This window comes from Georgenia wangjunii (genome assembly GCF_036421975.1).
Taxonomy (GTDB): Bacteria; Actinomycetota; Actinomycetes; order Actinomycetales; family Actinomycetaceae; genus Georgenia_A; species Georgenia_A wangjunii.
Window position 1 is genome coordinate 186,933 of record NZ_JAZGON010000006.1, and the last position, 21,483, is coordinate 208,415.

At 73.7% G+C, this 21,483-nt stretch carries 17 protein-coding genes; 14 read left to right on the forward strand and 3 right to left on the reverse strand.

The window, feature by feature from the left end:
• The first annotated feature begins 118 nt into the window (after window positions 1-118).
• From rbfA to V2J63_RS11065, 10 genes are all read left to right on the forward strand, one after another.
• Window positions 119-676 carry a 30S ribosome-binding factor RbfA gene (gene rbfA, locus V2J63_RS11020; protein ID WP_331231080.1) on the forward strand — a complete coding sequence of 186 codons (558 nt, stop codon included), beginning with the start codon at window positions 119-121 and terminating at the stop codon, window positions 674-676.
• Entirely contained in the window at window positions 673-1,488 is an 816-nt protein-coding gene (locus V2J63_RS11025; RefSeq protein ID WP_331231081.1) for a sulfite exporter TauE/SafE family protein, read from the forward strand. Before rbfA ends, V2J63_RS11025 begins: the two co-directional genes overlap by 4 nt.
• Before the next feature lie 21 nt (window positions 1,489-1,509).
• Complete coding sequence (gene truB / locus V2J63_RS11030; protein WP_331231082.1) at window positions 1,510-2,457, forward strand: tRNA pseudouridine(55) synthase TruB; 948 nt, start codon at window positions 1,510-1,512, stop codon at window positions 2,455-2,457.
• Between the two features lie 154 nt (window positions 2,458-2,611).
• Window positions 2,612-4,099 carry a NupC/NupG family nucleoside CNT transporter gene (locus V2J63_RS11035; protein WP_491062027.1) on the forward strand — a complete coding sequence of 496 codons (1,488 nt, stop codon included), beginning with the start codon at window positions 2,612-2,614 and terminating at the stop codon, window positions 4,097-4,099.
• A 68-nt stretch (window positions 4,100-4,167) separates the two neighbouring features.
• Window positions 4,168-5,121: a bifunctional riboflavin kinase/FAD synthetase gene (locus V2J63_RS11040; protein WP_331231084.1), complete on the forward strand. Its 954-nt coding sequence runs from the start codon at window positions 4,168-4,170 to the stop codon at window positions 5,119-5,121.
• Window positions 5,122-5,210: 89 nt separating this feature from the next.
• Window positions 5,211-5,480: a 30S ribosomal protein S15 gene (gene rpsO / locus V2J63_RS11045; RefSeq protein WP_331231085.1), complete on the forward strand. Its 270-nt coding sequence runs from the start codon at window positions 5,211-5,213 to the stop codon at window positions 5,478-5,480.
• A gap of 240 nt (window positions 5,481-5,720) precedes the next feature.
• On the forward strand, window positions 5,721-8,084 hold the full coding sequence (locus tag V2J63_RS11050) for a polyribonucleotide nucleotidyltransferase (protein ID WP_331231086.1): 2,364 nt from the start codon (window positions 5,721-5,723) through the stop codon (window positions 8,082-8,084).
• A 1-nt stretch (window position 8,085) separates the two neighbouring features.
• The gene (locus tag V2J63_RS11055) at window positions 8,086-9,474 is read left to right on the forward strand and encodes a M16 family metallopeptidase (protein ID WP_331231087.1); all 1,389 of its coding nucleotides are present in this window, start codon (window positions 8,086-8,088) and stop codon (window positions 9,472-9,474) included.
• A 16-nt stretch (window positions 9,475-9,490) separates the two neighbouring features.
• Window positions 9,491-10,249: a 4-hydroxy-tetrahydrodipicolinate reductase gene (dapB, locus tag V2J63_RS11060; RefSeq protein WP_331231088.1), complete on the forward strand. Its 759-nt coding sequence runs from the start codon at window positions 9,491-9,493 to the stop codon at window positions 10,247-10,249.
• A 141-nt stretch (window positions 10,250-10,390) separates the two neighbouring features.
• Window positions 10,391-12,124: a BCCT family transporter gene (locus V2J63_RS11065; protein WP_331231089.1), complete on the forward strand. Its 1,734-nt coding sequence runs from the start codon at window positions 10,391-10,393 to the stop codon at window positions 12,122-12,124.
• A gap of 60 nt (window positions 12,125-12,184) precedes the next feature.
• Here V2J63_RS11065 and V2J63_RS11070 read toward each other — a convergent pair whose 3' ends face one another.
• Window positions 12,185-12,871: a GNAT family N-acetyltransferase gene (locus V2J63_RS11070; protein WP_331231090.1), complete on the reverse strand. Its 687-nt coding sequence runs from the start codon at window positions 12,869-12,871 to the stop codon at window positions 12,185-12,187.
• Between the two features lie 47 nt (window positions 12,872-12,918).
• Here V2J63_RS11070 and dapA point away from each other — a divergent pair, with 47 nt between their 5' ends.
• Window positions 12,919-13,821, forward strand: a complete 903-nt coding sequence (dapA, locus tag V2J63_RS11075; RefSeq protein ID WP_331231091.1) for a 4-hydroxy-tetrahydrodipicolinate synthase — start codon at window positions 12,919-12,921, stop codon at window positions 13,819-13,821.
• Window positions 13,818-15,503, forward strand: coding sequence for a ribonuclease J (locus tag V2J63_RS11080; protein WP_331231092.1), 1,686 nt, complete (start codon window positions 13,818-13,820; stop codon window positions 15,501-15,503). Before dapA ends, V2J63_RS11080 begins: the two co-directional genes overlap by 4 nt.
• Window positions 15,504-15,524: 21 nt before the next feature.
• Here the strand turns inward: V2J63_RS11080 and V2J63_RS11085 are convergent, their stop codons facing one another.
• Window positions 15,525-16,241, reverse strand: a complete 717-nt coding sequence (locus tag V2J63_RS11085; RefSeq protein WP_331231093.1) for a TetR/AcrR family transcriptional regulator — start codon at window positions 16,239-16,241, stop codon at window positions 15,525-15,527.
• Window positions 16,242-16,323: 82 nt separating this feature from the next.
• Here V2J63_RS11085 and V2J63_RS11090 point away from each other — a divergent pair, with 82 nt between their 5' ends.
• Window positions 16,324-16,734: a hypothetical protein gene (locus V2J63_RS11090; protein WP_331231094.1), complete on the forward strand. Its 411-nt coding sequence runs from the start codon at window positions 16,324-16,326 to the stop codon at window positions 16,732-16,734.
• 288 nt (window positions 16,735-17,022) lie between these two features.
• Entirely contained in the window at window positions 17,023-19,620 is a 2,598-nt protein-coding gene (locus V2J63_RS11095) for a DNA translocase FtsK (protein ID WP_331231095.1), read from the forward strand.
• Between the two features lie 172 nt (window positions 19,621-19,792).
• On the opposite strand, the gene V2J63_RS11100 is transcribed toward V2J63_RS11095, so the two are convergent.
• Window positions 19,793-21,483: DUF222 domain-containing protein (locus V2J63_RS11100; protein WP_331231096.1), on the reverse strand; the 1,691-nt coding region annotated here is incomplete at its 5' end.

A 21,483-nucleotide genomic window follows, 5' to 3' on the forward strand; every position in this document is an offset into this window, starting at 1 on the left:
AGCGAGCCGGGCCTTCGTGGCTCACCACCCGCGCCCGCCGCCCCGCGGACGCACGACCCGACCGGCCCGGCGATAGTGTGGGCGGCCGCCGAGCACCACTGATGAACCGGAGACTGACATGGCCGACACCGCGCGGGCCCGCAAGCTGTCCGAGCGCATCCAGCAGATCGTCGCGCGGATGCTCGACACGAGGATCAAGGACCCCCGCCTCGGCTTCGTCACGGTGACGGACGTCCGTGTCACCGGGGACCTCCAGCACGCGACGATCTTCTACACCGTCCTCGGCACGCCCGAGGAGCGGGAGAGCTCGGCCGCGGCGCTCGCCTCGGCCAAGGGCGTCATCCGCTCCGAGGTCGGCAAGCAGACCGGCATCCGGCTCACCCCGACGCTCGAGTTCGTGCCCGACGCCGTGCCGGAGACGGCCGCCGGGCTCGAGGAGGCGCTCCGCGCTGCCGCCCAGCGCGACGCGGAGCTCGCCCGCCTCGCCGCCGGCGCCAAGCCCGCCGGCGACGCGGACCCCTACCGCCGCCCCGCCGACGCGGACGACGCCGCCGCGGGCGACGGCGAGGACCCCCTCGCGGCTGACGCGGCCGACGACCGGGCCGACGACGGCGCCACCGCGGACGACACTCCCACCGACGGGGCTGACGAGGGCGACCTCGCCGACGAGCGGTGACCGGCGCGTCCGCCGGTGCCCCCGCCGGTCCCTCCCGCGGGCTGACCGCACGGCTCGCCGTGGCCGGGGTGGCCACGGGGGTGCTCTCCGGGCTGCTCGGCGTCGGCGGGGGAGTCGTCCTCGTCCCGCTGCTCGTCCTCGCCTTCGGCTTCGCGCAGAAGCGCGCCCAGGCGACCTCCCTCGTGGCGATCGTCCTCACGGCCGCCTCGGGGGCCATCGCCTACGTCGTCGGCGGGGAGGTCGTCCTCCTCCCGGCGCTGGCCATCGTCGTCGGTGGCCTGGCCGGCACGTTCGTCGGCGGCGCGCTCGTCCACCGGATGTCCGAGGCCCAGGTCCGCACGGTCTTCGCGTTCATCATGGTCGCCGTCGCCGTGCGGATGGCGTGGGGGATCGAGGTCGAGGGGGCCGCGGAGGCGCTCGAGCTCGACGCGCTCTCCTTCGCCGGGTACGTCCTCGCCGGCCTGGCGATGGGCACCCTCTCGGGGCTCATCGGCATCGGGGGAGGCGTCGTCCTCGTCCCGATCCTCATCCTCGTCTTCTCCTTCACCGCGCACGAGGCGCAGGGGACCTCGCTCGCCGTCATGGTGCCGATCTCGCTCATGGCCGCGTGGCGGAACTCGCGGCACGGCTACACCGACTGGCGGTCCGGGACGTGGCTCGGGCTCGGCGGGATCCTCGGCGCCCCGGTCGGCGCGACGCTGGCGCTCGTCCTGCCGGGCCTCGTCCTCCAACGGATCTTCGCCGTCCTCCTCGTCGCCTCCGCGGTGCAGCTCGTCCTGCGGGCCCGCCGCCGGCGCGGCGAGCCCTCGTAGCGCGCTGCTAGCCTCGCTGCGATGCCACGCAACCGTCCCGGCCACGCGAGCGGGTCCAGCGACCCCGCCGACGGGATCCTCCTCGTGGACAAGCCGGCCGGCTGGACGAGCCACGACGTCGTCGCCCGGACCCGGCGCTTCGCGGGCACGAAGAAGGTCGGGCACGCCGGCACCCTCGACCCCATGGCGACGGGGCTGCTCATCCTCGGCGTCAACCGCGCGACCCGGCTGCTCACCTACCTCGTCGGCGCGGACAAGGAGTACACGGCGACGATCCGCCTCGGCCAGTCGACCGTCACCGACGACGCCGAGGGCGAGGTCGTCACCGCGCCCGGCGCGACCGACCTGGGCGCCGAGGCGCTCGAGCGCGCCCTCGGGCCCCTGCGCGGCCCGATCCAGCAGGTCCCGAGCTCGGTGAGCGCCATCAAGGTGGACGGCAAGCGGTCCTACGCCCGCGTCCGCGGCGGCGAGGACGTCCAGCTGCCGCCGCGCCCCGTGACGATCCACCGCTTCGACGTCCTCGGCGTGCGCGGCGGCACGACCGAGGACGGTGTCGCCGTCGTCGACGTCGACGCCGTCGTCACGTGCTCGTCCGGGACCTACGTGCGTGCCCTCGCCCGCGACCTCGGGGCTGCCCTCGACACGGGTGGGCACCTCACGGCGCTGCGCCGCACCCGGGTGGGCCCGTTCGCGATCGAGGGCGCGGCCGACGTGGAGGCGCTCGGCGACGCGCACGCCCGCGGCGAGCCCGTCGCCCTCGTCGGCCTGAGCGAGGCCGCGCGCGCCGTGCTGCCGGTGCGCGACCTCACCACCGCCGAGGCCGGCGAGCTGCGCTACGGGCGCGCCATCCCCAGCGCAGGGACGGGCGACGTCGTCGTCGCGGCCATGGCCCCGGACGGCGCGGTCGTCGCCCTCGTCGCGGACCGCGGCGGCCGCACGCGGCCCGTGCTCGTCCTCGACCCCGCCTGAGCACCCGCGCCCACCCCGCGCGCGGAGGGCGGACCCCTGTGCGACGCTGCAGACCTGGTGCGGCGCGGGGTCGGCACGCCTCGGGCGCACCGCGGCGGCACGTCAGCGCGAGATCGGAGGCCCCGTGCTCGAGGTCCTGTGGGGGATCGGCGGGATGGTCGTCGTCCTGCTCCTCGCCTGGCTCCTGTCCGTCGACCGGAGGCGGATCCGCGTGCGCACCGTCGGCCTGGCGCTGGTGGTCCAGGTGGTCTTCGCCGTCCTCGTCCTCTACGTCCCGGCCGGTCAGCGGGTCCTGTCCACCCTGACGAGCGGCGTGCAGGCGGTCATCGACTCCTCCGCGGCCGGCATCGACTTCCTCTTCGGTGCGATCCTCCCGGACGAGGGCTCGGTCTTCGCGTTCCAGGTCCTGCCCGTCATCGTCTTCTTCGCCTCCCTCACCGCCGTGCTCTACCACGTGGGCGTGCTCCAGCTCGTCACGCGCTGGATCGGCGGCGCCCTCGCGCGGGTGCTCGGGACGACCGGCCCGGAGTCGATGAACGCCGCCGCCAACATCTTCGTCGGGCAGACCGAGGCGCCCCTCGTCATCCGGCCCTACATCAGGAGGATGACGCCCTCGGAGATCTTCGCCGTCATGTGCGGGGGCCTGACGACGGTCGCCGGCTCCGTCCTCATCGGCTACTCGCTCCTCGGCGCGAACCTCGAGTACCTCATCGCGGCCAGCTTCATGGCGGCGCCCGCCGGGCTCCTCATGGCGAAGATCATCGTGCCCGCGGACGCGCTCGCCGACATCGGGCCGACCGCGTCGCCCGCGCGCGACGGTGACGGCGCAGGCGGCGCCGCCCCGCCCGCCGGGAGCGAGGAGCAGCCGAGGCGCGGCGCCGGGACGGCGGCCGACGGACGCCCAGCGGACGGCGGGGGCCTCGGCGGCCGGCTGGCGGCCGCCTTCCGGCGCGGCGCACGCCGCGGCGCCACCCAGGACGGCATGGCGGAGCTGACCCGCCGCGCGCGCGAGGGCGGGACCGCGACGGGCGCCACGGCGGCCGGGGCCGCGGCGGGGGCCGCGACGGCCGGGACCGCTGCCGGCAGCCCCGACGAGCCCGACGACGCGGAGGCCGACGAGGAGCGCCCGGTCAACGTCATCGACGCCGCCTCGCGCGGCGCCTCGGACGGGCTCGACCTCGCGCTCAACGTCGGCGCCATGCTCCTCGCCTTCGTCTCGCTCATCGCGCTCGCCAACCTCGTCCTCGGCGCGGTCGGGGGCCTCTTCGGCTACGGGGACCTCTCGATCGAGGAGATCCTCGGGTACGTCTTCTCGCCCCTCATGGCCGCCGTCGGCGTCCCCCTCCACGAGGCCGTCGACGCCGGGAGCTTCCTCGGCCAGAAGGTCGTCCTCAACGAGTTCGTCGCGTTCGCCGACTTCGCCCCGCAGGCCGAGGACTACAGCGACAAGACGCAGGCCGTCGTCACGTTCGCCCTCACGGGCTTCGCCAACCTCGGCTCGCTCGCCATCCTGCTCGGCGGGCTCGGCGGCATCGCACCCAGCCAGCGCGGCGTCATCGCGCGCCTCGGCCTGCGTGCCGTGGCCGCCGGCACCCTCGGCAACCTCATGTCCGCCACGATCGCCGGGGTGCTCGTCGGGTGAGGACGGCGCCGACGGTAGTCTCTCCACCGGTCGCCGGCGGTGACCCACGGTGACGGAGGAGGCGCAGGGTGCAGGTGTGGCGGGGGACTGCTGAGGTCCCGGAGGACCTCGAGCGGACCTTCGTGACGATCGGGAACTTCGACGGCGTCCACCGCGGGCACCGGGCGGTGCTGGCCGAGCTCGTGGCCGAGGCCCGTGCGGCCGGGGCCCCCGCCGTCGTCGTCACCTTCGACCCGCACCCCGCCCAGGTCCACCGCCCCGACGAGGCGCCGCCGCTGCTGACGGGGCTCGTCGACCGGCTCGAGCTCCTCGCGCAGACCGGCGTCGACGCCGTCCTCGTGCTCTCCTACACCCTCGACTTCGCGCGGGCCACGCCCGAGGAGTTCGTCCTCGCCTACCTCGTCGGGGCGCTGCGGGCCCGTGGCGTCGTCATCGGCGCGGACACGCGGTTCGGCTGGCAGAACGCCGGGGACCGCCGCACGATGGCCGAGCTCGGCGCCCGCCACGGCTTCACCGTGCGCGTCGTCGACGACGTGGCCGGCGACGACGCGCCCCAGCGCTGGTCCTCGAGCTGGGTCCGCGAGCTCCTCACGGTCGGTGACGTCGCCGGGGCGGCGCAGGTCCTCGGCCGTCCCCACCGGATCCGCGGCGTCGTCGTCCACGGCGAGGCCCGCGGGCGCGAGCTCGGCTACCCCACGGCGAACCTCGACCCCGCCGCGAGCGGGGCGGTCCCGGCCGACGGCGTCTACGCCGGCTGGCTCCTGCGGGCCGGCACGGACGGGGTGCCCGAGCGGCTGCCCGCCGCCGTCTCCATCGGGGTCAACCCCACCTTCGACGGCGTCGTGCGCCAGGTCGAGGCGTACGTCCTCGGCCGCACGGACCTCGAGCTCTACGGCGAGGAGGTCGTCGTCGAGCTCGTCCAGCGCCTGCGGCCCACCGTGCGCTTCGACGGGGTCGACGCCCTCGTCGCGCAGATGGCCGACGACACCGCGGAGACGGCGCGGATCCTGGGCGTCTGCTAGTCTGTTCGCTGCCGTCAGATCGGCCGCGGATGCGTCATGCCCGGGTGGACATGCCCCGGAGCTCCGCGCAACGACACCAAGGAGAACCTGTGCCCCTCGCTGCAGACGTCAAGCAGTCCATCATCACCGAGTACGCCACCCACGAGGGTGACACGGGTTCGCCCGAGGTCCAGATCGCGCTGCTCACGCAGCGGATCCTCGACCTCACCGAGCACGTCAAGGTCCACAAGCACGACCACCACACGCGCCGTGGTCTGCTCCTGCTCGTCGGCCAGCGCCGCAACATGCTGGGCTACCTGCAGAAGACGGACATCAACCGTTACCGCAGCCTCATCGGGCGCCTCGGCCTGCGCCGCTGATCCTCCGACCGGCTCGGACCCTGGACGGGTCCGGGCCGGTCGTGCATGCCCAGGGCCGGACCGGCCACGGGCACAACTGAACACCGATACACACCACCGCGCCGCACGCCTCGTCCGGTCCTCGGTAGTGGCCTCCGGAACGACCAGGCACCGCGCGTGCGCGGCGCCTGAAGGCGGTCCGTGGGCCTCGATCGAAGGCCGCCAGGCCCGTGGCGCGGGCGAACACGAAGGAGGGCACCCATGGAGGGTCCCGAGATCACGTCCGCCGAAGCCGTCATCGACAATGGCTCCTTCGGCACCCGCACCGTCCGCTTCGAGACCGGCCGCCTCGCGCGCCAGGCCAACGGCTCCGCCGTCGCCTACCTCGACGAGGACTCGATGGTGCTGTCGACCACGACGGCCGGCAAGCACCCCAAGGACCACTTCGACTTCTTCCCCCTGACGGTGGACGTCGAGGAGCGTCAGTACGCCGCCGGCAAGATCCCCGGCTCGTTCTTCCGCCGCGAGGGCCGCCCCTCGACCGAGGCGATCCTCGCCTGCCGCCTCATCGACCGGCCGCTGCGCCCGTCGTTCGTCAAGGGCCTGCGCAACGAGATCCAGATCGTCGAGACGATCCTCGCGCTCCACCCCGACGACGCCTACGACGTCCTCGCGATCAACGCCGCGTCGATGTCGACCCAGATCGCCGGCCTGCCCTTCTCCGGGCCCATCGGCGGCACCCGCGTCGCCCTCATCGACGACCAGTGGGTCGCCTTCCCCCGCTACTCCGAGCTCGAGCGGGCCGTCTTCTCGATGGTCGTCGCCGGCCGCATCGTCACGGACGCCTCCGGCGCCGAGGACGTCGCGGTCATGATGGTCGAGGCCGAGGCCACGGACAACGCCTGGACGCTCATCAAGGACAAGGGCGCGACCGCCCCGACCGAGGAGGTCGTGGCCCAGGGCCTCGAGGCGTCGAAGCGGTTCATCCAGGCGCTGTGCGCCGCCCAGTCCGAGCTCGCCGCGACGACGTCGAAGCCGACCGCCGACTTCCCGCTCTTCCCGGACTACCAGACGGACGCCTACGAGGCCGTCGCCGGCCACGTGGCCGCCGACCTCAGCAAGGCGATCGCCATCTCCGGCAAGCAGGAGCGCGAGTCGCGCCTCGACGAGATCAAGGCCGCCATGCTCGGCGCGCTCGGCGAGCAGTTCGCCGGCCGCGAGAAGGAGCTCTCCGCCGCCTACCGCTCGGTGACGAAGCAGTTCGTGCGCCAGCGCGTCCTCACGGACGGCGTCCGCATGGACGGGCGCGGGCTGCGCGACATCCGCACCCTCTCCGCCGAGGTCGAGGTCCTGCCCCGCGTCCACGGCTCCGCGCTCTTCGAGCGTGGCGAGACGCAGATCATGGGCGTGACCACGCTCAACATGCTGCGCATGGAGCAGCAGCTGGACACCCTCTCCCCGGTGACCCGCAAGCGGTACATGCACAACTACAACTTCCCGCCCTACTCGACCGGTGAGACGGGCCGCGTGGGCTCGCCCAAGCGCCGCGAGATCGGTCACGGTGCCCTCGCCGAGCGGGCGCTCATGCCCGTCCTGCCGGCGCGCGAGGAGTTCCCCTACGCGATCCGCCAGGTCTCCGAGGCGCTCGGGTCCAACGGCTCGACGTCGATGGGCTCCGTCTGCGCCTCGACCCTGTCGCTGCTCAACGCCGGTGTGCCGCTGCGCGCGCCCGTCGCGGGCATCGCCATGGGCCTCATGAGCGACGAGATCGACGGCGAGACGCGCTACGCCGCCCTCACCGACATCCTCGGCGCCGAGGACGCGTTCGGCGACATGGACTTCAAGGTCGCCGGCACGCGTGAGTTCGTCACGGCCATCCAGCTCGACACGAAGCTGAGCGGCCTGCCGTCCTCCGTGCTCATCGGGGCGCTGTCCCAGGCCCGCGACGCGCGCCTGCACATCCTCGACGTCATGAACGAGGCGATCGACGCCCCGGACGAGATGGCCCCGACGGCGCCCCGCGTCATCACGGTCAAGGTCCCCGTCGACAAGATCGGGGAGGTCATCGGCCCGAAGGGCAAGATGATCAACCAGATCCAGGAGGACACCGGCGCGGACATCTCGATCGAGGACGACGGGACCGTCTACATCGGCGCGACCGACGGCCCCTCGGCCGAGGCCGCCCGCCAGGCCGTCAACGCCATCGCGAACCCGCAGATGCCTGAGGTCGGCGAGCGCTTCGTCGGGACCGTCGTCAAGACGACGTCCTTCGGCGCCTTCGTCTCGCTCTCGCCCGGCAAGGACGGCCTCCTGCACATCTCGCAGGTCCGCCGCCTCGTCGGTGGCAAGCGCGTGGAGAACGTCGAGGACGTCCTCTCCGTCGGTGCCAAGGTCCAGGTCGAGCTCGCCGAGATCGACCCCCGCGGCAAGCTCTCGCTGCACGCCGTCGTCGAGGGCGAGGAGGACGGGGAGACCCCCGCGTCCGACGCCCCCGAGACGACGGACGCCCCGGCCGAGGCCGAGGCCGGCACCGAGCGCTCCGAGGGTGGCCGCGGCGAGCGCCGCGAGCGCCCGCGCCGTGAGCGCCGCACCCGCACCCGCGAGGGTGAGGGCGGCGACGCCTGACGTGCCTGACGCACTCAACCTCGGCCCGGCGGGCTCGCCGGGCACCGAGGTCTCGCTCGAGCAGGACGGCAGCGTCATCCGGCGCTCCGTCCTGCCGGGCGGGATCCGCGTGCTGAGCGAGGCCATGCCCGCTCAGCGCTCGGCGACGGTCGGTGCCTGGGTGGCCGTCGGCTCGCGCGACGAGACCGACGGCCACCACGGCTCGACCCACTTCCTCCAGCACCTGCTCTTCAAGGGCACGGCCCGCCGCAGTGCGCTCGACATCGCCGAGACGTTCGACGCCGTCGGCGGGGAGGCGAACGCCGCCACCGGCAAGGAGCACACGTGCTACTACGCCCGGGTGCTCGACGCCGACGTGCCCATGGCCGTCGACGTCATCGCGGACATGGTGACGTCCTCGGTCCTCGACCCGGTCGAGTTCGAGACCGAGCGGGACGTCATCCTCGAGGAGCTCGCGATGGCCGGGGACGACCCGGTCGACGTCGTCCACGAGCACTTCGCGGCGGCGGTGCTCGACCCGCACCCGCTCGGCCGTCCCATCGGCGGGACGCCCGAGACGATCCGGGCGGTGCCGCGCGAGGCGGTCCTCGAGCACTACGCCCGCACGTACACCCCGTCCGAGCTCGTCGTCACGGCGTCGGGGTCGGTCGACCACGACGCCCTGTGCGCCCAGGTGCTCGCCGCCGTCGAGAGCGGCGGCTGGGCGCTCGACCCGGCCGCCGTGCCCGTGGCCCGGCGCCGCGCCGGGGGAGGCGTGCCGGGAGGCGGGGCCGCCGTCGTGCCCGCGCCCGAGCTCCTGCCCGGGGCCGGGCAGGCCGTGACGGTGCACCGCACGACCGAGCAGGCGAACGTCATCCTCGGGTGCGAGGGGCTCATCGCCGCGGACGAGCGGCGCTACGTCCTGTCGGTCCTCATGACCGCCCTCGGCGGGGGGATGAGCTCGCGCCTGTTCCAGGAGATCCGTGAGCGCCGCGGCCTCGCGTACTCGACGTACGCGTTCGCCTCGAGCCACGCCGAGGCCGGCGTCGTCGGGCTCTACGCGGGGTGCGCGCCCGGCAAGACGCGCCAGGTCGTCGACCTCCTCGCCGCCGAGTGGGAGCGCATCGCCGCCGAGCCGATGGGCGAGGCCGAGCTGACGCGGAGCATCGGCCAGCTGAGCGGGAACGTCGTCCTCGGGCTCGAGGACACGGGCTCGCGGATGTCGCGGCTCGGGCGCGCCGAGATCGTCCACGGCGAGCTGACCGGCATCGACGAGACGCTCGAGCTCATCCGGTCCGTCACGGCCGCGCAGGTCCAGGAGCTGGCGGCCGAGCTCGTCGCCCGCCCGCGCTCGCTCGTCGTCGTCGGCCCGTTCGACCACGACATCGCGGCCGAGGCCCTGGGCGCCTGAGCACTACCCTGGTGCCATGAGCATCAAGGTCGCCGTCCTCGGCGCGTCCGGACGCATGGGCGCCACGGTGTGCGGGGCGGTGGACGCCGCGCCGGACACCGAGCTCGTCGCCCGGCTCGACGCCGGCGACGACGTCTCCCGGCTCGCGGGGACCGGCGCGCAGGTCGCCGTCGACTTCACCGTCCCGAGCGCCACCGAGGCCAACGTCCACGCGCTCGTCGACGCCGGGCTCGACGTCGTCGTCGGCACGACCGGCTGGGACGAGGCGAGCCTCGCGCGTGTGCGCGAGCACCTGGCGGCCGGGCCACGTCCCGAGAGCCAGGGCGTCCTCGTCGCGCCGAACTTCGCGCTCTCCGCGGTCCTGACGATGCGCTTCGCCCGGCAGGCCGCCGCGTACTTCGACTCCGTCGAGGTCGTCGAGCTCCACCACCCGGACAAGGTCGACGCACCCTCGGGCACCGCCGTGCGCACGGCCGAGCTCATCGCCGCGTCCCGCGAGGAAGCCGGGCTCGCGCCCATGCCGGACGCGACGGCGACGTCTCTGCCCGGCGCGCGCGGCGCGCGCGTCGCGGGGGTGCCCGTCCACTCCGTGCGGCTGCGCGGGCTCGTCGCCCACCAGGAGGTCCTGCTCGGCAACGCGGGGGAGCAGCTGACGATCCGCACGGACTCCTTCGACCGCTCGAGCTTCATGCCCGGCGTCCTGCTCGCGGTGCGGCGCATCGCGACCATGCCGGGCCTCACCGTCGGCCTCGAGGGCGCGCTCGGGCTCGACTGAGCACCGTCGGAGGCGCCCGCGAGGGAGCGTCGCCCCGACGACAGCCCTGTGGTGACGGGCTCGATCGCCCGGTACGTTCGCTGACGTCGAGGACCCGCACGCCTCCCGGCCGCGGGCTCAGCCAACGCTCCGGAGGACCACGTGCGCGCGACGCTCCACCGCATCCACGACGCCCTGGGCCTGCGGACCGGTCCCGTCATCTTCTTCGGGGCCGCGAGCGTCACGCTGCTCTTCGTCGTCGCGACGATCGCCTTCACCGACGCCATGGACGCCTTCTTCGCCGGGGTCTCCGGGTGGCTGCTCACCAACCTCGGGTGGTTCTACGTCCTCGGCGTGACGGTCTTCCTCGTCTTCCTCGTCTACATGGCGGTCAGCCGCTTCGGCCGGGTCAAGCTCGGCCCCGAGGACGAGGCGCCCGAGCACTCGGGCCGGACGTGGTTCGCCATGCTCTTCGCTGCCGGCATCGGCACCATCCTCATGTTCTGGGGCGTCGCCGAACCGATCAACCACTACGCGAACCCGCCGATGCAGGACGTCGCCTCGGCGGGGGAGGGGGCGGCCCAGGAAGCGATCGCGTTCACGCTGTACCACTTCGGGCTGCACACGTGGACGATCTTCACGCTGCCGGCGCTCGCCTTCGCCTACTTCATGTACAAGCGGAACCTCCCGCCCCGCGTCAGCTCGATCTTCCACCCGCTGCTCGGCAGCCGGATCCACGGCCCGATCGGCGCCGCGATCGACATCACCGCCATCGTCGGCACGATGTTCGGGGTCGCCGTCTCGGTGGGGCTCGGCACCCTGCAGATCAACAGCGGACTGGCGACCCTCTTCGGCGTCGACGAGACCCGCCTCGTGCAGATCATGCTCATCGTCGGAGTCTCCGCCGTCGCGATCACGTCGGTGGCCCTCGGCCTCGACAAGGGCATCAAGCGGCTGTCGAACTTCAACATCGTCGTCGCCGTCGGGCTCCTGTGCTTCGTGCTCGTCACCGGCCCGACCCTGTACCTGCTCAAGGGGACGATCGAGTCCTTCGGCATCTATCTCGCGTGGCTGCCCGAGCTCGCGTTCTGGAACGACACGATCAACGACAGCGGGTGGCAGAGCTCGTGGACGGTCTTCTACTGGGCGTGGACGATCTCGTGGTCGCCTTTCGTCGGGATCTTCATCGCGCGTATCTCGCGCGGGCGGACGATCCGCCAGTTCGTCCTCGGGGTCCTCGCCATCCCCGTCGGGTTCAGCATCATCTGGTTCTCGGTGTTCGGGTGGGCGTCGTTCGACATCGAGTCCAACGACCCCGGGCGGCTCAGCGGCCCCGTCGTCGAGGACGGCAACGTCGCCGGGGCGCTCTTCGTCTTCCTCGAGAGCTTCCCGTTCGCGAGCGTCCTCTCGGTCGTCGCCATCGTCCTCGTCGTCATCTTCTTCACGACGTCGGTGGACTCCTCCGCGCTCGTCATGGACATGATCGCCAACGGGCACGAGGACCGCGCTCCCACGCGCCAGAGGGTGTTCTGGGCGATCTGCGTCGGCGCCGTCGCCGCCACGCTGCTCGGCGCCACGGGGCCCGGTGGGCTCGAGGCGCTCCAGCAGGTGATCATCGTCGTCGGGCTGCCGTTCTTCGTCATGGGCTACGTCCAGATGTACAGCCTCATGCGTGCCCTCAAGGAGGACGCCGGCGAGCGTCCCCCGCTGCAGACCAAGCGTTGGAAGCGGGTCCTGCCCCCGGAGGAGGCGGCGCGCCGCGCCGAGGAGTCGAGCGCCGAGCGCGACCGCGCCGGCGACGCGGCGCTCCTGCGCAAGACCGAGACGGTCCGCCGCGACGAGGCCTCACCGCAGGAGGGCGCGAGGGACGGGACCGGGAGCCGGCGCGAGCGCTGAGCGGCGCGTGCCGCTCGGTCCTGGGCCGGGCTGGTCACCCGGGCCCGCTCGCGCGGCGCGTCAGAGAGCGGCGTACCAGGCGATCTCGACGAGGGGGGCGCGCGCGTCCGGGACGTCGAGGGTGCGACGCACGCCGGCGGGCGCGAAACCGGCCGAGCTGAGGAACCGGGTGCGGGCCTCGTCCCCGTCGCGGGCCCACGTCTGGATCTTCGTCCCGCCGCCGTCCCGGACGGTGTCCGCGCAGGCCGCGAGGAGGCGGGAGCCGTGCCCCTCGCGGGTGTGGTCGACGTCGACCTCGAGGGAGAGGATCTCGGCGCCGGCGCCGGCGCGCGTCGCGCCCGGCGCCGCCTCGTCCACGGCCGCCTCGTCCACGGCCGCCGGGGCGAACGCGACGAAACCGACGACCTCCGCACCGGCGCAGGCGGTGAGGACGCGGTGCTCGGGGCTGGGAGGTGCGGTGATCGCGGCGTGCCAGCTCGCCGTGAAGGCGTCGGCGTCGAGGGCGGCGAGCGACTCGGCCGGGAGGAGGTCCGCGAGGGCCGCCCGCCAGGAGCGGGCCTGGAGGGCGCCGATGAGCGGCGCGTCCTCGGGGATCGCCGGCCGGACGGAGACGTCCGCGGTGGCGCCCTGCGCGTGGGCGTGGCCCGCGTGCGGGTCCCGCCCGCCGTCGTCGAGGGCGGGCTCCCGGCCCGCGAGGAGCGAGCCGAGGATGTCGTCCCCGGGGGTCAGGTCGTCAGGGCTGGTCACGACCTCAGGCTAACGAACGTGCGGTCGGGCAGCGGTACCGTCTTCCCATGAGCGTCAGCGCAGTGCCCCCGCGCACATTCGGGTCCGTCGTGACCGCCATGGTCACCCCGTTCCACGACGACGGGTCCTTGGACGTCGACGCGGCGCAGGCGCTCGCCGTCCGCCTCGTCGACGCCGGGTGCGACGGCCTCGTCGTCAACGGCACGACCGGTGAGTCCTCGACGACGCACCAGCCGGAGAAGGACGCGCTCATGCGCGCCGTCGTCGACGCGGTCGGTGACCGCGCCATGATCATCGGCGGCGCCGGCTCCAACGACACGGCGCACGCCGTCCGGATCGCCCAGGGCGCCGAGCGCAGCGGTGCCCACGGGCTCCTCGTCGTCAGCCCGTACTACAACCGGCCCTCCCAGGAGGGTGTCCGCGCGCACATCGAGGCCGTGGCGGACGCCGCCGACCTGCCGGTCATGCTCTACGACATCCCCGGGCGGACCGGCGTCGCGATCGGCGACGAGACCCTCGACCGGCTCGCGGAGCACCCCCGGATCATCGCCGTCAAGGACGCCACGGGTGACGTCCCCGCCGGCTTCGAGCGCATGGCGCGCACGGGGCTGGAGTTCTACTCCGGCGACGACGGCCTCAACTTCGCCTGGCTCGCGCACGGTGCCTCCGGCGTCGTCAGCGTCGTCGCGCACGTCCTCGCCGGGGCCTACGCGGAGATGGTCGCGGCCGTCGACGCCGGCGACCTCGTCGGCGCGCGCGCCGTCGCCCAGCGCACGCGGCCCGTCGTCACCGCGCTCATGGGCAGCGGGCAGGGCGCGGTCATGTCCAAGGAGGCGCTGCACCTGCAGGGGGTCCTCCCGAGTGCGGCCGTGCGGCTGCCGCTCGTCGGCGCCCCGGCGCACGAGGTCAGCGAGCTGGAGACGGTGCTCCGCGAGGAGGGCCTCCTGTGAGCCACCCGCACCCCGACCTGCCCGCGCCCGGCCCGCTCGCCGCCGACGCGCTGCGCATCGTCGCCCTCGGCGGGCTCGGCGAGGTCGGGCGGAACATGGCCGTCCTCGAGCACGCCGGGAAGCTGCTCGTCATCGACTGCGGCGTCCTCTTCCCGGAGGACCACCAGCCCGGCGTCGACCTCATCCTCCCCGACTTTGACCACATCGCCGGGCGGCTCGGGGACATCGAGGCCGTCGTCCTCACCCACGGGCACGAGGACCACATCGGCGCGGTGCCCTACCTCCTGCGCCTGCGCCCGGACATCCCGCTCGTCGGGTCCCAGCTCACCCTCGCCTTTCTCGAGGCCAAGCTGAGGGAGCACCGGATCACGCCCCTCACGCTCGCCGTCAAGGAGGGGCAGGTCGAGCAGCTCGGCCCCTTCGGGTGCGAGTTCGTCGCCGTCAACCACTCGATCCCCGACGCGCTCGCGGTCATGGTGCGCACGGCGGCGGGCACCGTCCTGCACACCGGGGACTTCAAGATGGACCAGCTGCCCCTCGACGGGCGCATCACGGACCTGCGGGCCTTCGCGCGGCTGGGGGAGGAGGGGGTCGACCTCTTCATGGTCGACTCGACCAACGCCGAGGTGCCGGGCTTCACGACGTCGGAGCGCGACATCGGTCCCGTGCTCGACTCCGTCTTCGCGGCCGCGACGAAGAAGATCGTCGTCGCCTCGTTCGCCTCCCACGTGCACCGGTTCCAGCAGGTCGTCGACGCCGCGGACGCTCACGGCCGCAAGGTCGCGCTCGTGGGGCGCTCGATGGTGCGGAACATGGGCATCGCGGCGGACCTCGGGTACCTGCGCGTGCCCGACGGCGTCCTCATCGACGTCAAGGCGGTAGACGACTACCCGGAGGACGAGGTCGTCCTCATGGCGACCGGTTCCCAGGGGGAGCCGATGGCGGCGCTGAGCCGGATCGCCAACCGTGACCACCGGGTGTCCGTCGGCCCGGGGGACACGGTGATCTTCGCCTCCTCGCTCATCCCGGGGAACGAGAACTCGGTCTTCCGCGTCATCAACGGGCTCATGCGCCTCGGTGCCAAGGTCGTGCACCAGGGCAACGCGCGCGTCCACGTCTCCGGCCACGCGAGCGCCGGCGAGCTCCTCTACTGCTACAACATCGTGCGCCCGCGCAACGTCATGCCGGTGCACGGCGAGATCCGCCACCTCGTCGCCAACGGGGCGCTGGCCGTCCAGACGGGGGTGCCGCCGGAGCGGGTCGTCCTCGCCGAGGACGGCGTCGTCGTCGACCTCGTCGACGGGCAGGCGCGGATCGTCGGTGCCGTCCCCAGCGGGTACGTCTACGTGGACGGCTCGAGCGTCGGGGAGATCACCGACGCCGAGCTCAAGGACCGGCGCATCCTGGGCGAGGAGGGGTTCATCTCGGTCTTCGCCGTCGTCGACACCGCGACGGGCACCGTCGTGGCCGGTCCGCACATCCAGGCACGGGGGATGGCCGAGGACGACGCCGTCTTCGAGGCGATCCTGCCGCAGGTGACGCAGGAGCTCACCGCCGCCGCCCAGGGCGGGAACGCCGACGCCCACCAGCTCCAGCAGGTCATGCGGCGGGTCGTGGGGCGCTGGGCGTCCAACCGGCTGCGGCGCCGGCCGATGATCATCCCGGTCGTCGTCGAGGCGTAGGCGTAGGCGGGGGCGGGCGGCTCAGGGGCGCTCCGCGCGCAGCGTCGTGACGTAGCGCCGCGTGCGCTCCGCCCGGTCGCCGGGCAGGAGGCCGGCGAGCTCAAGACTGACGAGGCCGTGCGCCAGCGCCCAGAGCCGGAGCGCGAGGTGCTCGGCCGCTGCCGTGCTCGACGGCACGTCCGCGCCGGTGGCCGCGCCGCCGGTCTCGGGCGCGTCGCCGCTCGCCCCGGGCGCGTCAGGGGCACCGCCCCCGGCGCGCGACGCGTCGCCGTCACCGAGCACCCGGGCGGCCGCGTCACGCAGGACGACGAAGGTCGGGCGGCCGAGGTGCCCCGGGCGCGCGCCGTCGACGCTCGCGGTACGGCCGTGCGCGGTGCCGGGGCCAGGCGTCTCCCGGCAGGCACCGACGGCACCGAACATGACGCGGTAGTAGTGCGGGTCCGCGAGTGCGCTCTCGCGGTAGGCGAGGCCGAGGGACAGCAGGTCGGCGGCGGGGTCGTCCGTGGGCGGCACAGCGGTGAGATGCCCGGCGAGGCCTTCGAAGCCTTCCTCCACGACGGCGTTCAGGAGGCCCTCCCGGCTCCCGAACAGCGTGTAGACGGCGGCCGTCGTCGTCCCGGCGGACGCCGCGACGGTGCGCAGCGAGACGGCGCCCGCACCGTCGGCCGAGATCGCTCGTGCGGCGCACTCGACGAGTCGTCGCCGGAGGGTCTCGTCGTAGAGGCGGGGGCGGGGCATGGCACGAGGTTAGCCGTTGACACCGGATTCCGAACGCCGTTAGATAACAGTGTTAGCAAACTCGCAACAGGTGGAGCGCGCCATGATCGAGCTGTCGCAGGCCGCACAGACCACGGCGGGCGTCGCCGTCCTCGCTGCCATCGCCGTGACGAGCGGTGGGTACTTCCTCGTCAGGGTGGTGACGGGCAAGGTCGGTGCCACGGCCTTCCAGGTCTCCTTCTACCGCGCGGGGCATGCCCATGCCGGGGTGCTCATCATCCTCGGGCTGGTGTGTCTCCTCCTCAGCGAGGCGACCACGCTGGCGGGTGGCTGGGCGTGGTTGGCGCGCACGGGCGTTCTCGTCGCCGCCATCCTCATGCCGGCGGGCTTCTTCTTCTCGGCGATGGGGGCGGGGCGGGAGCGCCCGAACCGGTGGGTCGTCCTGCTCGCGCTCGGTGCCGGCTTCCTCGTCGCCGGCCTCGCGACGGTCGGGGTGGGCCTGCTCCTCGCCTGACCACGGGCGTCGTCGTGGAGTGCGCGCCGCCCGGCGTGCCGGGGCGCTCCGCCGTGGCGCACGCCTCGCCGGGCCTCGGCCTGTCGGCAGGGCCGCCGGCGCGGGCGCCGGTACGGTGGACGGACTATGGCGACCCGTACGACTTCCCCCGGACGGTCCGCCTCGACGGCACGAGCGAGCTCCCGCGGTAGCGGTGCTTCGCGTTCCGGCGGGCGCGGGCAGGGCACGACGCCCCCCACCGAGCCGACCCAGCGCTCCCTGCCCGTGCGCATGGTGCGGGGACTGTGGATGGGCAGCGCGCACGTCGTCGGTGGGACCGCCCGCCGGGTGGGTTCCGGCGCGCGGGACCTCGACCCGGCCCTGCGCCGGGACGGGCTCGCCTTCCTTCTTCTCGGTCTCGCGATCGTCGTCGCCGCCCGCGAGTGGTTCGGGCTCTCCGGCACGGCCGGAGACGTCATCCACGTCGTCGCGGCCGGCGGCGTGGGTGTCCTCGGTGTCCTCCTGCCCCTCGTGCTCGTCGCGATGGCGGTCCGCCTCATGCGGCACCCCGAGCGCACGGGCGACAACGGTCGGGTCAGCATCGGCATCGCCGTCCTCGCCACCGCCGTCACCGGGATCATCCACGTCGCCCAGGGGACGCCGAGCGCCCGCACCGCGTTTGCCGAGGTGCAGGACGCCGGCGGGGTCCTGGGGTGGGCGGTCGGCACGCCGCTGACGATCCTGCTCAGCGCGTGGGTGAGCATCCCGCTCCTCGTCCTGCTCGCCGTCTTCGGCGTCCTCGTCCTCACCGCGACGCCGGTCGCCGCCGTCCCGCGACGGCTCGGTGAGCTCGGCAGGCGTGCGGTCGGTCGCGCCGGGGGCAGCGACGACGGCGACGACGGCGCGGACGAGACCGTAGCCGCCGACGGGACCGCGCGTCCCAAGCCGCCGCGCCGCCGCGCGCCTCGCGGCTCGGCGCCCGTGACACCGGGCGCCTACGACGCCGACGAGGCGTTCCGACGAGCGCTCGAGCGAGACGAGGCTGAGGCGGCGGACGCGGCGCAGGCCGAGGAGGCGAGTCGGGCCGCGGCCGGAGCGGTCGCCGGCGGGAGAAAGGGCTCGCGCGCCCGGAAGGGCACGCCCGCCGGGACGACGACCGTCATGGCGACGACGCCCGGCGCGGCGGAGGGCATGGACGCTGCCGCGGGCGACGAGTCCGCCGAGCTGCTGCCGCCGCCCACCCAGCCCCTGCCCTCGCGGGCCGAGCAGCTCGAGCTGGCGCCGGACATCATCTACGAGCTCCCCGGAGACGACGTCCTCGTCAAGGGCGCCCCCCACAAGGTGCGCTCCGCGGCGAACGACCGCGTCGTCGAGTCGCTGACGAACGTCTTCGACCAGTTCGACATCAACGCCCAGGTCACCGGGTTCAGCCGTGGTCCCACGGTCACGCGCTACGAGGTGGAGCTGGGCTCGGGCACGAAGGTCGAGCGGGTCACGGCGCTGAGCAAGAACATCGCCTATGCCGTCGCCAGCGCGGACGTGCGGATCCTCTCCCCGATCCCCGGGAAGTCGGCGATCGGCATCGAGATCCCCAACGCCGATCGCGAGACGGTCTCGCTCGGGGACGTCCTGCGCTCCTCCGCGGCCCGGCGGAGCGAGCACCCGATGGTCATCGGCGTCGGCAAGGACGTCGAGGGCGGCTACGTCGTCGCGAACCTCGCGAAGATGCCGCACCTGCTGGTCGCGGGTGCCACCGGCGCCGGTAAGTCGAGCTTCGTCAACTCGATGATCACCTCGATCATGATGCGCTCCACCCCCGAGGAGGTGCGCATGGTGCTCGTCGACCCCAAGCGGGTCGAGCTGACGATCTACGAGGGCATCCCCCACCTCATCACCCCGATCATCACGAGCCCGAAGAAGGCCGCCGAAGCCCTCGAGTGGGTCGTGCGCGAGATGGACGCGCGGTACGACGACCTCGCCGCCTACGGGTACAAGCACATCGACGACTTCAACACCGGCGTGCGCTCGGGACGGGTCAAGCCGCTGCCGGGCAGCGAGCGCGTCATCGCGCCCTACCCCTACCTGCTCGTCGTCGTCGACGAGCTCGCCGACCTCATGATGGTGGCCCCGCGCGACGTCGAGGCCTCGGTCCAGCGGATCACGCAGCTCGCCCGCGCCGCCGGCATCCACCTCGTGCTGGCGACGCAGCGGCCGAGCGTCGACGTCGTCACCGGGCTCATCAAGGCGAACGTGCCGTCACGGCTCGCCTTCGCGACGTCGTCGCTCGCTGACTCCCGCGTCGTGCTCGACCAGCCCGGTGCGGAGAAGCTCATCGGTCAGGGTGACGCGCTCTTCCTGCCCATGGGCGCGTCCAAGGCGATGCGTGTGCAGGGTGCGTGGGTGACGGAGTCCGAGATCGAGGCGGTCGTCGAGCACGTCAAGAGCCAGCTCAAGCCGAGCTACCGTGAGGACGTCATCGTCGCGACGACGAAGAAGCAGGTCGACGAGGACATCGGGGACGACCTCGACCTCCTCCTCCAGGCGGCCGAGCTCGTCGTGTCGACCCAGTTCGGCTCGACGTCGATGCTCCAGCGCAAGCTGCGCGTCGGCTTCGCCAAGGCCGGGCGGCTCATGGACCTGCTGGAGTCGCGCGAGATCGTCGGCCCGTCCGAGGGGTCCAAGGCGAGGGACGTCCTCGTCCAGCCCGACGACCTGCCGACGTGCCTGGCCATGCTCCGCGGCGAGGGCCCGGTGGCGTCCGAGGACGACGTCTACGACGACGAGGCCGCCGACGCCCTCGAGCACACGCACGCACTGCCGGGGGACGAGAACATCCCGGTCGCGCACGACTACGACGACTCGGACGAGTCCGACGACGACGACGCCTGGAGCCTCACCGGCCGCTGAGCGGGTGGTGGGCCCGGGCGTCCGGGTGCGAGCGGCGCGTTGGGGCTGCACTCGCCGCGAACGTGCTGCGGAACGCCGTAGCCCTGCCCGGAGGCCTCACCTTCTCCTCGCCCAGCAGCGGTGCTGGGCGCGTCCACCGGCTGGCCGCCCCGACGTCCGTCGGCGCGAGGTCTCAGAAGGGTGGTGGGTCGTCGTCGAGGGCGTGGGGGTCGATGGTCCAGGGGGCGTAGGAGCTGGCCAGGGCGGGCGGGGGTTTCGTCGTGCCGTCGGTGGTGAGGGGGGTGATGGTGCCGTCGGTCTCGCGGCGGTAGGTGTGGCCGGTGGGGGTGGTCCACTGGTAGGTGCCGTGGCCGAGGTGGCGGGTGTGGAGCGCGCCGAGGGACTTGAGGGTGTGGTCGCGCTGGCACAGGGCGCCGAGGTTGTGTGCGGCGGTCGGCCCGTTCTGGGACCAGGGGGTGGTGTGGTCGAGGTCGCAGGAGCGGGCGGGGACGGTGCAGCCGGGGCGGGTGCAGGTGCGGTCGCGTTCGCGGACGTGGTCGGCGAGGGCGGCGGGTGGTTGGTAGCGGGTGCGTCCGACGTCGAGGACGGTGCCGGTGAGGGGGTCGGTGACGAGGCGTTGCCAGGTGCTGCCGGCGGCGAGGGCGCGGGCGACGTCGGGGGTGATGGGTCCGTAGCCCTCGAGCTCGGCGACCTCGCACGGGGGTAGCTCGAGGCAGGGGATGAGGTCCTCGTCGGGGACGTCAGGGGCAGCCGGGACGTCAGCGGCACCTGGGACGCCAGCGGCACCTGTGACGCCAGCGGCGCCTGGGCTGCCGGGTGCAGCCGTGCCGGGGGTCGCCGTGCTGGAGAGGGCTGTGCCGGGCGGGGCTGTGCCGGGAGGGCTGTCGGGTGGTGTGGCGGCCGGGTCGGGCGGGCTGCCGGTGGACGTGCTGGGCGGGGCTGTGCCGGGAGCGTGGTCGGGCGTTCTGGACTGGCTCGCGGTGCCCGGTGGCGGAGGCGGTAGGAGGACGGAGAGCGGGACGGTGACGCGGACGTGGGTGCGGTGACCGCCGATGTGGGCCAGGCGCATCCGTTCCCGGGGCCGCTGGCGCCGGGTCGGGGCGTCCTGGGCGTCGGCGGCAGTCTCCGCGCCGAGGTCGCTGCTGGCGACGGCGGCGTCCTCGCTGCACGTGCCGGTGACCTCGCCGTTGTCGGGGGTGGAAGCGTCAACCCTGGTCCCGGTGGCGGTGGCGGTGACACCGTTGCCGTTGCCGTTGCCGTTGCCGTTGCCGTTGCCGTCGTCGCGGTCGCCCCCGTTGCCGTCGCCGCTGCTGTGGGCGTCGGCGATGGCGCTGCCTTCGCCGCTTCGGCTGCCTTCGCCGGTGCCGGTGCCGGTGCCGGTGCCTTCGCCGCGGCCGCTGTCGCTGCTGCTGCGCTTGCTGTCGTCGCTGCTGCTGCTCGGGCCGTCGTCCTCGGGCTCGGTGCGCTGGGTGCGCGGGGTGCGCTGGGTGCGCTGGGTGGGCGGGGTGTGCGGGGTGTGCTGGTCGTCGGGGGTGGGGGTGCCGATCCAGCCGGTGTCGAGGGCGGTGTGGGCGAGGAGGGCGAGGGCGTCGGCGCGGAGCTGGTCGATGGTGCGGTTGTCGCCGTTGTTGCGGGCGGTGCGGGCGGCGGCTTCGAGGGCGAGGTCGAGGCTGGTGGCGTCGGTGGCGGGCAGGACGGAGTAGATCGAGGCCATGCCGTCGGGCAGGGCGCGGGGGTGGTGCACGCGGCGGGTGGCGCGTGCCTTGCAGTGGCGGTCCTCGGCGTCGTCGGGGTCGACGGCGATGAGCGCGCGGGCGATGTCGGCCTTGAGCTGGGTGTTGGTGCGGGTGGCGGCGCCGGGGA